Here is a 13,674-nt window from a genome sequence, read left to right as displayed (position 1 = left end):
TTTTATAACAAAATGATTAGTATTGCAATTGCAAAATACTTATTATGATTTCAAGAAAAAACGCTTCCATTTCAAAATTCATCATTCATAAAGTTGGTAATAAATTTAACGATACCAAAAATGCTTTTTCAGAAAAATTAGTAGATTTTGATGAAGCCAGTTACGACCTCATGCTGCCTTTTTTGTTAAGACCTTTTGGAAGCGTGGTTCAAAGCTACCGGTTTAGCCACCATGCTAATATTTCATTGAATGAAATCAATAGTTATAGCACACAAATTTTTAATGATGAAGAAGCTTTTATAGACGTTTCAAAACATATAGTTACACATTTATTTGAACAATCAACTTCAGCACAAATAAAAACAGGTGATGTTTTGGTGGTTATGTTTGAAGGCATCGAGTTTAACGAAATAACCACCAATGCTTTGGGGATTTTTAAAATTGAAAGCAAGGTCAATTTTTTTCAAACTTATTTAGAAAACAACAGTTACGATGTGTTGGTACAAAAAGGAATTTCATCTAAAAAAGTAGATAAAGGTTGCCTTATTTTAAACCAAACCGATACCGAAGGCAACATTATATTAAGTGTAGATAATAATAGCTACGACGCTCAATATTGGCTAAACCAGTTTTTAAACATTAAGTATGCCGATGATGCCAACAACCACACGCAGCAATACATAGAGCTTTGCAAAGATTTCTCGACCGAAATTTTAAAAACAACTTATGGTGCCCAAGAACAAAATACATTTTTAGCAAGAACCATCGACTTTTTTAAGGAAAACGAAGTAGTAAACATTGAACGCTTTAAAGACGAACTATTTGAAGAAGACAAACATAAAAACCTATTTGAAGATTACAAAAAAACCTTTGAAGACGAAAAAAACTTAGTACTTAGAAATCAATTTGATGTTGCTGAAGCCGTTGTTAATAAAGAAAAGAAAAAGTTTAAAACCGATATTAAACTAGACACGAACATTCAAATAAAACTAGATATTGATGCGCCTGATGCCTCTGCCGAATATTTAGAACGTGGTTATGACGACGAAAAAAAGATGCATTATTATAAGGTGTTTTTTAACACAGAAGGGTAGGTTGATTTTGTATTAAATTTTGATTAAATTCGTTTAATTATGGATATTTATAATTGAACTATCCATAACCATAAGTTGGCAATAATTTAGAATGACTCCAAAAAAGAAAATAAGATTTGATTCCCTAACGAAAAGTGAACTTTCGAAATTCAATGATGCTGAAATTCAAGGTTGGGTAATTGACCAATTCTGTCAAATGGAATGGAGAATTGACAATATTATCATGGATTATTTTAAACCTGAAAACAAAAGAGTTTTTGAAACAGTAGTTCTAAATAGCTCTGTAATGAGCATTGGGGGAAAATTAAAAATACTCTCAAATATTGGAATAAATAAAACTACGATTGGGAAACTAAGAGAACTTAGCTCAATAAGAAATGGGTTTGCGCACTGTAGTATCGGTGAATCAGTTACAGTTTTTGTTTCCTTAAATGACGAAATATATTTTGAATCTGAAAGCACCATTAATGTAATGAATTCTTCAGGAGTAATAATTCCAAAGAGTGCATATGAATATGTTAGTAAATTTTTAATATTGAGAAATGAATTAAGTAACGAATTGCCTTGAAAAATATAAAAAATGACTGTTTTTAAGAATACCGTTTTTTAGTTAAAACTTTTCTTGATACTTTATAAAACCAAAAACTTCAATAATATTTTCAGTTTCTTTCACCTATATACAATAGTATAGCCTTTAAAAGTTAAATCTCTTATCGTTGAATCTTCAAAATAAATGGACTTTTTATTACCATAAGGCAACTCGGCAATACCTGAAATTGCTTTTAAAATATCTACCTTAAATTTTCTAGCAGCTTCAGGTTTATCTTTGGCTATATATTCTACTTGATCTGCAAGTTTGATGGAAAAACTCTTTAGAATTTTAATTTTCATACTTTATAATGCGTTCTTCCATAACAGCATCTAATTCTTCAAGTGATAAAAATTCGGCATTTCCAGAATCTATGGACTTCAATTCGCTATTAAGATATTCAATTACCGAAGACTCTGAGTCATCAATAATTTTCAAATCTTCAGACTTAAATTGACTAAGTAACCATAGGAGTTTAGTATATATTTTTCGGCTAACTTGCAATTTTATTGTTTCCATAGCAATGTGGGTTTATCCAAATTTACAAAATTAGCATAAATACTATTTAAAGTTTAGCATTTAAAAACTCCGCTTCAAAAAGCGCACTAAAATGTTTCAATAGTTTTTCTTTTACTTCAGCTTCATCAACGGTAGCAACACCTAATTCTACATTTAAAGAGGTTACTGCTTTCCCACGAATACCACACGGAATCATTAAATCAAAATATCCCAAATTGGCATTAACGTTCAATGCAAAACCATGCATGGTTACCCACCTGCTGGCACGTACACCCATAGCACAAATTTTTCTGGCAAATGGTGTACCTACATCTAGCCAAACACCTGTTTCCCCTGGGCTTCTTTCAGCTTTTAGGCCATATTCCGCAAGGGTAAGTATGATCATTTCCTCTAAAAATCGAAGGTATTTATGGATATCTGTAAAAAAATTATCCAAATCCAGAATAGGGTAACCTACTATTTGCCCTGGGCCATGATAGGTAATATCTCCGCCTCTGTTAACTTTATAAAAGGTGGCGTTTTTAGCTTTCAGTTGGGCTTCGTCTACCAATAAATTGGAAATATCGCCACTTTTACCCAAGGTATAAACATGCGGATGCTCTACAAAAAGAAAGTAATTATTGGTTTTAAGCTGTGTATTGTCGCGCCTGTTTTTAATTTTAGCATCTACAATACCTTTAAAAAGTTGTTCTTGGTAATCCCAAGTATCTTTATAATCTTTTAAGCCTAAATCTTGTATTTCAATGATTTTGTTCAACGTTTTAATCTTCTAATACAACTTCTAAATTTAAAGCTTCGGGGTTCGCAATGTAATCCATAAAACCATATTCCACAGTAACGGTTTTTCTATCGGCACTAAACATTGCTGTTTCATTTGAAACCGATTTAATAGGTTTTGGAAAATGATAATTCAGCTTATAGGTTGAAGATCCAAACATCATAGCCATTTGCCCGATGCTATCGGTTACTTGCTTGTGAGCTTCTTTATCTAATATTTTCGCGGTACGCTTAAACGTTTTCCCGTCGTATTTGTAATCAAGTTCAGTTGTGCCATCGCCTCCAAAAGACGAAAACGGATTATTTTCAGCACCTGCTTTCTCCTTGCCTTTTAAATCGCCAAAACTTTTCATAGCCTTAAACATATCCTGCAATTCGTTTACATTTTTAAAATCGGTAAACATTTCAAAGTTCATTTTTGAAGTTTTAGGATCCATAACCATGTGCATATTAAAAGGCTCTAAACGCTTTAATTTTTGCTGCTCTTCTTCCGATAGTTTCGAAATACTATCTTTCATGCTACTGAACAATTCCTTGAAACTAAAGGTAGAATCGATGGCTTTTTCTTGGCTTTCTCCCATTTTATCACCCGCCATTTGCATAAGTTGACTGCCATCAAACGAAAATTCCATTTTACCAGAACCATCGGCGTTTATATAAATATTTTCGGAAAATTGGCAACTGGTTAACACTATGGAAATAACCAAGACCATAAAGGTAAAAAACCGATTCATATATTACATTTTAAAGAATTACCGAACAAAGATAAGTTTAATTTTTGGGATTATTCAAGATAACCAAGGCTGCAATAACACCGGGCACCCAGCCACAGAGCCATAATAGAAATACAATAAAAATAGAACCGCAACCTTTATCGATAACTGCTAAAGGCGGACAAATGATAGACAGTAATACTCTCCAAAAACTCATAATAATTTTTTGATTTATAATTTTAGATTGATGATTTTCCTATGAGTCGGAAATCCATGCTTTTTGTTACACTGTATGTAAAGTTTTCAAGCTTAAAAATTAGTAATTCTAAAATCGTAATTCGTAATCAAATGTTTATCTTTGTGCCTTTAAAAAAATACTCAGAAATTTAGAATATGTCGCAGTTATCAGAGCAAGAACTTGTACGAAGAGAAAAATTAGCAAAATTACGCGAGTTAGGTATAAACCCCTATCCTGCCGATTTATACCCCGTTTCACACACATCGAAACAGATAAAGGATCAATTTGAAGTTGGCAAAAAGGTAGTTATTGCTGGTCGTTTGATGATGATAAAGGTACAGGGAAAAGCAAGTTTTGCCGATTTACAAGATGCTGATGGAAAAATACAAGTATATTTTAACCGTGATGAAATTTGTCCTGGCGATGATAAAGAAAAATACAATGAAGTTTTTAAAAAGTTATTGGACTTTGGAGACTTTGTTGGTATTGAAGGCGAATTATTCACCACCCAAGTTGGTGAAAAAAGTGTACGCGTAAAAGACTTCACCTTATTAAGTAAAGCCTTAAAACCATTACCGCTACCTAAAGAAAAAGACGGTGTTGTGTTTGATGCGTTTACAGACCCAGAACAACGTTACAGACAACGTTATGCCGATTTAGTGGTAAACCCACAGGTAAAAAACGTATTTGTAAAACGTACCAAATTATTCAATGCCATGCGTCAGTTTTTTAATGATGCTGGTTATTTTGAAGTAGAAACTCCTGTGTTGCAACCTATTCCCGGTGGTGCTGCGGCCCGTCCGTTTGTAACACATCACAATGCTTTGGATATTCCTTTATACATGCGAATTGCCAACGAATTGTATTTAAAACGATTGATTGTTGGTGGGTTTGATGGTGTTTATGAGTTTTCTAAAAACTTCAGAAATGAAGGTATGGACCGTACCCACAACCCAGAGTTTACCGCTATGGAAATTTATGTAGCGTATAAAGATTACAACTGGATGATGGATTTTTGCGAGCGTTTGCTAGAACATTGTGCCATTGCCGTAAACGGTACCACAAAAGCTACTTTTGGAAAACACGAAATAGATTTTAAAGCGCCTTACGCCAGAGTAACCATGGCAGATTCTATTAAAGAATTTACTGGTTTTGATATTACCGGAAAAACCGAAGATGACATTAGAGCTGCTGCCAAGGGCATGGGCATTGAAGTAGACGACACCATGGGCAAAGGAAAACTAATTGATGAAATTTTTGGCGAAAAATGTGAGGGCAACTACATACAACCTACTTACATTACAGACTACCCGAAAGAAATGAGCCCGTTATGTAAAGAACACCGAGAAAACCCAGAATTAACCGAGCGTTTCGAATTGATGGTTTGTGGTAAAGAAATAGCCAATGCGTATTCCGAACTTAACGACCCTATTGACCAACGTGAACGTTTTGAGCACCAAATGGAACTTGCCAAAAAAGGTGATGATGAAGCAACTGGAACCATCGATTACGACTTTTTACGTGCTTTGGAATACGGTATGCCACCAACATCGGGTATGGGCATTGGTATGGACCGATTGATTATGTTTTTAACCAACAACCAATCCATCCAAGAAGTATTGTTCTTCCCGCAAATGCGCCCAGAGAAAAAAGCTGTGGAATTGAGTGATGCTGAAAAAGCCATCTTCGAAATTTTAAAAACCCAAAAAAGCATATCTTTAAACGAATTAAAATCGCAATCAGGCCTAAGCAATAAAGCTTGGGATAAAGGCATCAAAGGTTTAACCAAGCACAAATTGGCCAGCGTTACAAAAACGGATGATGATTTGGTTGTTGAACTCTCTTAAACCAAAAAACACACTAAAACTAAAAAGCCCAGTAATTTTTAATTACTGGGCTTTTACAAACTAACCAACTAAACTTAATTTATTACTAAACTAATAACTACTGTGTAATCATTATATGTTTCCAATAAATAACCATACAAATAGAAGCATTTTATTTCATGTATTAAAAGTATTTAGAAATGTTTAACACAACTAAATAAAAATTTCAAACCTTCTTTAAGAAAAACAATGTTGAATGTTAATTTTTTATGAAAAATAACATTCATATAACATGTAAAAGCACTGAACCACACCTCATAAACTTAACTTCACAAGTCTTAAAAATTTCTATATTTTTACAACATGCTAAAAAATATTTTGCTTACCTTTTTTTGTTGTTCTTGCTTCATTTTAATGGCTCAAAAACAAGATAGTTTATCATTTAAAAACGGCATTGAAAAACCAAGTATTTTAAGCACCCACCATTTTGGAATTTTCAGTTCTCGTATTAATACAAACTTTAAATTAACCCCTAACAAAAACACCTCATTAACATTTACTTCGGCAAGTGGCAACAACTTTCATCCTTTTGTTGAAACCTATATACCAAAAGATCCCGAAGTAAGAGCAGAGCAAAGTAAATTAGTATGGTATCATAGAAATTTTCACTTTGAAAATCAAGAAACCACGCCTGCAGATTACATGAACATCGTTATAGATGCTGTAATTAAAGAATTTAGATTCGGCATCAATATACCTTTAAATAAAAAAAATGAACTCGATATCACCTTACGCTCTTATTTAATTACAAAAGGAAAATATCCGTTTTCTCTTTTTACTGGCGATGAAAGTATCGAATGGTTCCATACCAATGTAGCTGGAGGTGAAGACCCTTATGGAAGGCGTTACTATGGGTTAAATCAGGTAAATTTTAAATATCAAGATAGAAACGGAAACACGCTTGAATTAAACAACAATGATTTCTTTGTAGGCGGCATCGAAGTTAACCATTATTATTACCCATCACTTTCAATAAATAAAACAAAAAACATATATATCAATTTTGGAAGCCATTTAGGGATTAACACTTCTAAATTTAATTCATCTATAGATTTTGGTCTTTCAGCAAACGCTATCAAGAAAATTCAAATAAAAAATAATTATGAATTCAATGCGGGCTTAGGGTTGAATGTACTTCGAAAAAACATGATTAATTTTAAAGACGTGGTTGATTTAGGAAACAATCCATATTTAGGAACTTTTGAAGCCGATCTTGAAATAGCCAAATTCACAAAACAAAAAAATTATAATGCCTTTAGTGTTAACTACCAAATTCAATCCAGTTACAACAAACGAGAAGAAGCCGATTATTACCGAATGATTGGTAAATGGAAAGAAATAAATGGTGGCTGGCAACATGGTTTTGAAACATTGTACAAAAGTTTATCGCTCTGGACATTTATGTACACCTATGGGCGCCCAAACTTAACATTGTCTCTCTATTTCAATGAAGATTTTCGTGTAAACAACGCCCCCGATTTTCAAACAGGCATTAGTTTAAAACTACCCATTTTTAAATAACATTTTTTTGGGCGATACCACAAAGGTCGTGCTTGGGGTTTATCCTGAGCGAAGTCGAAGGGTTACAAGTCCTCGCTCGTACCTCGATGGACTTTCCACTACAAATGCGTCATTCACGATTTCATTAATATAAAATAGAATGCATGAGTAATCCCTAACGTGCATCCCATAAACCAAATTAGCTTTTAGCAAAAGAAATATATAGCGTATTTTTTTACAGAAAATAATTTTATATTTACAAGACAACAATAACAAACGTTGCCACACATTTAAAAAAAATGCGAGATGAGAATGAAATTTTAGCGGAATTAAATGAATTTTCATCTCATTCTGATTTTCTGATCGTTTTACTCTACTTAGTTGGAGAGAACTTAAACTGTTCAACCGACCAATTAGCAACTAGAAATTTCAGAGCGTTACTTAACGAAAATGAAATAACTTTTTTATTCGGTCTTTGGTTAAAAAACAGACATAGACAACTAACAGATAAAACAGATTTCAAGTTAAAAGCAAAAAGAGTTCATAAATTAATGGACAATTATCATTTAACTTTCTTGAAACACTTTCCAAAACCTGAAGAATTTGAAAACTATCATCTAGAATTCAGAACAAACCCTGCATCTGTCAGAGAAACTGTCTTTTATGGACCTTGAGGAGCTTATGATTATCAATTTATGAATTTTTTAGAAACAAAATATTCACTAGATAAAGATTGGTTGCTAACTAACAAAAATTTCAGTTTAGAAGATGCTAAAAATCTCTACATTAATTTAAAATCTATTATAAATTTCAAATTAAATGTTAAAGATTTCGGAGACAATTTTATTGAACTTTATACTTTTAATTTTAATAATTACATATTTAAAAAAAATCCAAATTTTATAAAAATATTAGACTCGTTATCATTTAAAGAAAATGAAGTTCTAAATCAAAACTTTAATGGAATTGGAGATTTGAATCAATTCAAAATTCGACCAGTAATTAAAACGGATAACAGTTACATCATTCCATTACCTTACACGGTATCAGAGGCTATTTATGACAGCCCTTTCTATTGGATGATTGATGACAAAAAATATCGGAATAAAGCACAAAAAAACAGAGGAGACATAGCTGAAAATATTGTAGCTAAATTACTTTCAAGAAAAATTGACTCAAAATTTATTCATTCAGAAGTCGAAGTAAAAGAAGTAAAAGCAACAACAGTAACTGATATTGATATTTGCGTAGTAAAAGATAATAAAATGCTGATTTTTCAAGTCAAATCAAAAAGACTAAGTCAATTATCTAAAAATGGAGATATTGCTACGTTTGAGAAAGACTTTAAACTCGCAGTTCGAGACGCACACGAACAAGCTATTTTACCTTATGAATTAATTTTAAGCAATAAATGTTATTTTCAATATAAAGATAGTGGCAAAAAACTTGAACTTCCGGAAGTAAACGAAATTTATTCAGCTTGTTTAGTTCTTGATAGCTATCCTGCAATTACAGCTCATACTAGATTATTTTTTCACAAAGAAAAAATTACGCCTATCGCTATGAGTATTTTTGACCTAGAAATAATTATGGAATACTCGCAAGGTTTTGACACTCTTTTTGATTATTTCAAAAAACGAACTCAAAACTCAAAATATTTTATTGCAGATAGTGAACTAGGTTTTTTTGGTGGATATTTAAGAACTAAACTTGAAAAAAGACCAGACTCGGATATTGTTGCATTTGACGCAGATTTTGCTCAAAGGTTCGATTTAGATTACTATAAACCATTAATGGAAAAGTATGAAATAAAATTTCCTGAAACCATTAAAAACATTGGTAGGAATGATTACTGTTTTTGTGGTAGTGGTATTAAATTAAAAAAATGTTGCGGATAAAAAACGTGTGGCAACATACGTATATAACCAATAAAAAAATCCAACCAGTATAAGCACGCCTACCGCTCATTTTTTACGAATGGTATAAATACTTTTGTCATTCCTGCGAATGCAGGAATCCACTTTTAAAGCAAAAAGTTTCTTATTTAAGTTTACTACTCTAAAAAACTAAAGCATCTTCAAATTATCCAATGCCTACTCTGCAAGGTGTTTCCAATACCCACAAAGGATATCCTTTTTAAAGTTAACTTCTTGTTAAAACAGGCAAGCACTTTAAACCTTTTTAAGTTCTAAAAGTCCTAATAGCAAATAACATTAAAAATTTATAAAAATGAAAAGACTTATAATCATTGCATTAGCCTTAATATCTATTCAAGGTTTTGCCCAACAAGAAAGAAAAGAACGCCCAAACCGCGGAGAGAGAACACATAGAATGAGCGACCTTACGCCAGACGAAGTAGCAAATCTTCAAACCAAAAAAATGACCTTGCATTTGGATTTGAATGCATCGCAACAAAAAGAAATATACGCCATGAATCTTAAAAATGCCACAAAACGCAAAGAAATGATGGCAACTTTTAAAGCAAAAAAAGAAAGTGGCAACATGGAAAAACCAACCAAAGAACAACGCTTGGCTATGGAAAACGCTAAGTTGGACCATCAAATTGCAACAAAAGCTAAAATGAAATCGATTTTAAACAAAGAGCAATTTGAAAAATGGGAAAAAGTTCAAGGAAAAATGCGCGAGAGAGCTGTTGGCATGAAAAAAGATGGTGAAAAGCAAAGAGGCAAAGGCCAAAAAAAACAATAATGATTTAGTTTGATTAATTTAGTTAGTTTAGTTGGTTAAGCGCATTTCTTTAAATTAAGAAATGCGCTTTCTTATTTATAATGTTTTTGCAACCTTGTTTACGGCATTAATGGTAAAATCCAAATCTTCATAAGACAAAGCATCGGTAATAAACCATGTTTCAAAAGCACTTGGCGCGATATAAACACCTTCGTTAAGCAGCCCATGGAAGAACTTTTTAAAAGTATCATTGTTTCCTTTTGCTGCGGTTGCAAAATCTACAACAGGTGATGCATCAAAATGCACCGAAATCATAGAACCAACTCTATTTATGGTATGTACAATATGGTTATCGTTTAAAACTTTAGCAATACCCTTATGTAAATATTCGGTTTTTTCAGCCAAACGATTAAACACCTCGGCATCATTGTTCAGTTCCGTTAACATGGCTAAACCTGCTGCCATAGCCAACGGATTCCCACTTAAAGTTCCTGCTTGATACACGGGACCTAAAGGAGCCAACTCATTCATGATGTCATTTCTTGCTGCAAAAGCCCCCACAGGCAAACCGCCACCAATTACTTTTCCAAAGCAAACAATATCTGCATTTATATTGAAAAGTTCTTGAGCGCCACCTTTAGCCAATCGGAAACCCGTCATCACCTCATCAAAAATCAACAGGATATTTTCCGCTGTACAAAGTGTTCTTAATTTATTCAAAAAATCGTTTTGCGGAGGCACACAACCCATATTTCCTGCTACAGGCTCAATAATAATACAAGCAATTTCGTTTTTGTTCGCTTCAACTAATTGCTTTACATTTTCAATATCGTTGTAAGCTGCCAACAAAGTATCTTTGGCTGTACCTTGTGTTACTCCAGGACTGTTGGGCGTTCCAAAAGTACTGGCACCACTACCCGCTTGTATTAAAAACGAGTCGCTATGCCCATGGTAACAACCGGCAAACTTTATAATTTTATCCTTTTTAGTAAAACCTCTTGCCAAACGTACCGCACTCATACAAGCTTCGGTACCAGAATTCACAAAACGGATTTTATCAATATTTGGTACCATGGAAACCGCTAATTCGGCAATTTGTGTTTCTATTTCGGTAGGCATTCCAAACGATGTTCCTTTTTTGGCTTTCTCAACAACCGCATCTACCACAGGTTGGTAGGCGTGCCCCAAAATCATAGGGCCCCAAGAATTTATATAATCAATCAAACGGTTACCATCTTCATCATATAAATATGCGCCTTTGGCTTCTTTTACGAAAATGGGCGTGCCGCCAACACCTTTAAATGCTCTAACTGGTGAATTTACACCTCCAGGAATCACCTTTTCGGCTTGTGCAAATAAAGCACTACTTCTTGTATAATTCATTTGTATTTTAATTTGCTGGTTTTACTTGAAGTTGTTGCCCTATATTTAAGGCATTATCCTTTAAACCATTCATTTTTTGAAGTTCGGAAACAGTCATATCGTACCGCTTTGATATGGAATACAAAGTTTCTCCTTTTCCAACGATGTGATACCGATTGACTTTTACTGGTTGTTCTGAAGCTTTTGGTTTTGATGCAACCGCCACCGTTTCTTTTGCATTCTTATCTATCTTTAATTTTTGGCCAACACTAAGTGAGGTTGTAGATAAGTTATTCGCCGCTTTTAGTTCTTCTACAGACATATTGAACTTTTTGGAAATAGAGTACATCGTATCGCCCCTTTCAACATAATATATAGAGAAATCGCCTATTTCATCTTCATACTTCACGTAAACATCTCCTAAAACTTCTTCATCATATTTATGCAAACGGTACCTCTCTATCAAACTTATTAATTTCTCTGGGTATTTTCTATCGGTAGCATATCCTGCATTTCTAAGTTCCCTTGCCCAACCTTTGTAATCTTCTTTTTTTAGTTTGAAAAGAGCCGCATAACGGGAACGCTGCGTTAAAAATAGCGAATGGTCTCTGTATGAATATTTGGAATCATTATATTTTCTGAAACATTCTTGGGAGGCATCATCATCATGATAAATTCTTTCACCTGTCCAATCATGGCATTTGATACCAAAATGGTTATTGGCTTCAACTGCAAGTCGTCCTTTTCCAGAATTCGATTCTAAAATACCTTGCGCCAAAGTAATACTGGCAGGTATGCCGTATAAACGCATTTCTTCTTGTGCAATGGCTCTAAAAAGGGCAATATATTCATCCGTTGATGTAATTTTAACCTCAACACCATTCACAACTTCCTCTCCATTTTCCATTTTTGGATTATCTCGAGGGTGATTTTCAGTAACAACGCTCTCTGTTTTTGTTCTACTTGAAGATTTCTTTTTTGTAACGGCTTTTTTAGAACCACAACTAAATATAAAACTTGCCATCAAGCAAAAAACTACTATTTTCTTCATTAAATTATACAATTAATGGTAAATTTTTCTTTTGTAAAACCGCATTCATGCCTTCTATCCCCTGCAAACCACCTGTATGAATAGCCAATATTTTTGTTCCTTTTGGGAAATAGCCTTTTTCAATTAAGTCGAAAATACCAAACATCATTTTTCCCGTATAAACGGGATCTAACGGAATATGGTATTGCTTTTTAAACTGATTGATAAACGCTACCAATTCGGTGTTTATTTTTGCATAACCTCCAAAATGGTATTCGGTTTTAAGCTCCCAATTGGTTTTCATTGCAAATTTACTAATATCTTGTTGTAAAAAACTTCCTTTTAAGGCAGGAAATCCTAAAACTTGTTGACTAGGTTTTGAACAATTTATAAGTCCGGATATGGTTCCACCCGTTCCAACGGCACAACATATATAGTCGACCCCATCATCTTCAGGTGTTAAAATCTCTTCGCAGCCTTTAATTGCCAAGGTATTTGTTCCTCCTTCGGGAATTAAATAAAATTCGCCAAATTCTGCTTTTAAATTTTCAATAAAAAATACAGATGTTTTTTCTCTGTAAACCTCTCGAGAAACAAACTTAAACTGCATGCCACATTGTTGTGAAAACTTCAAAGTTGCATTTTCATTTACAGCATCTTTTAACTCATCGCCACGAATAACACCAATAGTTTTAAAACCCATAAGTTGGCCTGCCGAAGCCACCGCAGCAATATGGTTTGAAAAAGCACCACCAAAAGTAAGCAAGGTTTTACAACCTAATTTTTCAGCTTCAAGAAGATTATATTTAAGTTTTCGGTACTTGTTTCCAGAAACAAACGGATGAATGGTATCTTCTCTTTTAAGATATAAGGTAACACCGCTTTTATTAGGCAAAACTATGTGCTGGTTTACACTATGTTTTAAGTTGAAATTCATTAGGGCGAAGATACTTTAAAAAACTCCAAAATTTTCGTTGTTTTAAATAATCTAATTGGGTTTCATGTGCATAAGCTTCTCGTTCAAACGAGATGTTTCTGTACGCTGCACGCCAATTTTTATATTGAATCAAGCGTATTACAAACTCCACACCATAAATGAAGTAAAAAGGAATCACAAGTATTTCAATTTGTTGCCTTAAATGAATATTTTCATGGTTAATCAATACCGAATCAAGTTTTAATTCCTTCGTTTTCAAAAACACAAAAGGATAGCATGTTACTCCTAAATAACCTTTGGGCACTAAATATTTCGAAATAAAAATCATGTTTTAAGCGTGT

At 33.3% G+C, this 13,674-nt stretch carries 16 protein-coding genes; 7 read left to right on the top strand and 9 right to left on the bottom strand.

Annotated elements, in window-relative coordinates; genetic code table 11:
• Positions 1-44 precede the first annotated feature (44 nt).
• Together J8H85_RS05345 and J8H85_RS05340 are read left to right on the top strand one after the other, a co-directional pair.
• Positions 45-1,094 carry a nucleoid-associated protein gene (locus J8H85_RS05345; RefSeq protein WP_209653359.1) on the top strand — a complete coding sequence of 350 codons (1,050 nt, stop codon included), beginning with the start codon at positions 45-47 and terminating at the stop codon, positions 1,092-1,094.
• A 91-nt stretch (positions 1,095-1,185) separates the two neighbouring features.
• A complete protein-coding gene (locus J8H85_RS05340) occupies positions 1,186-1,662 on the top strand; it encodes a hypothetical protein (RefSeq protein ID WP_209653357.1) in 477 nt (158 codons plus the stop codon).
• Positions 1,663-1,763: 101 nt separating this feature from the next.
• On the opposite strand, the gene J8H85_RS05335 is transcribed toward J8H85_RS05340, so the two are convergent.
• The 5 genes from J8H85_RS05335 to J8H85_RS05315 are packed head-to-tail and all read right to left on the bottom strand — an operon-like array spanning position 1,764 to position 3,909.
• Positions 1,764-1,985 (bottom strand): type II toxin-antitoxin system RelE/ParE family toxin, encoded by a 222-nt coding sequence (locus J8H85_RS05335; protein ID WP_245243735.1) that lies wholly within the window; start codon positions 1,983-1,985, stop codon positions 1,764-1,766.
• On the bottom strand, positions 1,975-2,202 hold the full coding sequence (locus J8H85_RS05330; protein WP_209653355.1) for a hypothetical protein: 228 nt from the start codon (positions 2,200-2,202) through the stop codon (positions 1,975-1,977). The genes J8H85_RS05335 and J8H85_RS05330 overlap by 11 nt, the downstream gene beginning before the upstream one ends.
• A gap of 46 nt (positions 2,203-2,248) precedes the next feature.
• Positions 2,249-2,959, bottom strand: coding sequence for a lipoyl(octanoyl) transferase LipB (lipB, locus tag J8H85_RS05325; protein WP_209653353.1), 711 nt, complete (start codon positions 2,957-2,959; stop codon positions 2,249-2,251).
• A gap of 4 nt (positions 2,960-2,963) precedes the next feature.
• Entirely contained in the window at positions 2,964-3,713 is a 750-nt protein-coding gene (locus J8H85_RS05320) for a hypothetical protein (RefSeq protein WP_209653351.1), read from the bottom strand.
• Positions 3,714-3,750: 37 nt separating this feature from the next.
• The gene (locus J8H85_RS05315) at positions 3,751-3,909 is read right to left on the bottom strand and encodes a YqaE/Pmp3 family membrane protein (protein WP_209653349.1); all 159 of its coding nucleotides are present in this window, start codon (positions 3,907-3,909) and stop codon (positions 3,751-3,753) included.
• A 176-nt stretch (positions 3,910-4,085) separates the two neighbouring features.
• Between J8H85_RS05315 and lysS the strand changes: the two genes are divergently transcribed.
• The 5 genes from lysS (at position 4,086) to J8H85_RS05290 (ending at position 10,025) form a co-directional block, all read left to right on the top strand.
• On the top strand, positions 4,086-5,777 hold the full coding sequence (gene lysS / locus J8H85_RS05310) for a lysine--tRNA ligase (protein WP_209653347.1): 1,692 nt from the start codon (positions 4,086-4,088) through the stop codon (positions 5,775-5,777).
• Between the two features lie 393 nt (positions 5,778-6,170).
• Entirely contained in the window at positions 6,171-7,337 is a 1,167-nt protein-coding gene (locus J8H85_RS05305) for a hypothetical protein (protein ID WP_209653345.1), read from the top strand.
• A 278-nt stretch (positions 7,338-7,615) separates the two neighbouring features.
• A complete protein-coding gene (locus tag J8H85_RS05300; RefSeq protein WP_209653343.1) occupies positions 7,616-7,990 on the top strand; it encodes a hypothetical protein in 375 nt (124 codons plus the stop codon).
• Positions 7,991-8,011: 21 nt separating this feature from the next.
• Complete coding sequence (locus J8H85_RS05295) at positions 8,012-9,214, top strand: YecA/YgfB family protein (RefSeq protein WP_209653341.1); 1,203 nt, start codon at positions 8,012-8,014, stop codon at positions 9,212-9,214.
• 331 nt (positions 9,215-9,545) lie between these two features.
• Positions 9,546-10,025 carry a hypothetical protein gene (locus J8H85_RS05290; RefSeq protein WP_209653340.1) on the top strand — a complete coding sequence of 160 codons (480 nt, stop codon included), beginning with the start codon at positions 9,546-9,548 and terminating at the stop codon, positions 10,023-10,025.
• 75 nt (positions 10,026-10,100) lie between these two features.
• Here J8H85_RS05290 and hemL read toward each other — a convergent pair whose 3' ends face one another.
• Genes hemL through J8H85_RS05270 form a run of 4 tightly spaced genes read right to left on the bottom strand, consistent with a single transcriptional unit; the run spans position 10,101 to position 13,661 of the window.
• Positions 10,101-11,387, bottom strand: coding sequence for a glutamate-1-semialdehyde 2,1-aminomutase (gene hemL, locus J8H85_RS05285; RefSeq protein WP_209653338.1), 1,287 nt, complete (start codon positions 11,385-11,387; stop codon positions 10,101-10,103).
• Positions 11,388-11,394: 7 nt separating this feature from the next.
• Entirely contained in the window at positions 11,395-12,417 is a 1,023-nt protein-coding gene (locus tag J8H85_RS05280; protein ID WP_317194981.1) for a glucosaminidase domain-containing protein, read from the bottom strand.
• A 4-nt stretch (positions 12,418-12,421) separates the two neighbouring features.
• Entirely contained in the window at positions 12,422-13,333 is a 912-nt protein-coding gene (locus tag J8H85_RS05275) for a 1-aminocyclopropane-1-carboxylate deaminase/D-cysteine desulfhydrase (RefSeq protein ID WP_209653336.1), read from the bottom strand.
• Entirely contained in the window at positions 13,311-13,661 is a 351-nt protein-coding gene (locus J8H85_RS05270; protein WP_209653335.1) for a hypothetical protein, read from the bottom strand. The genes J8H85_RS05275 and J8H85_RS05270 overlap by 23 nt, the downstream gene beginning before the upstream one ends.
• Positions 13,662-13,674 lie beyond the last annotated feature (13 nt).

The organism is Mariniflexile gromovii (assembly GCF_017814435.1).
Classification (GTDB): domain Bacteria; phylum Bacteroidota; class Bacteroidia; order Flavobacteriales; family Flavobacteriaceae; genus Mariniflexile; species Mariniflexile gromovii.
The sequence above is the reverse complement of the archived record's forward strand: the minus strand, read 5'-3'. Positions and strand labels throughout refer to the sequence as shown.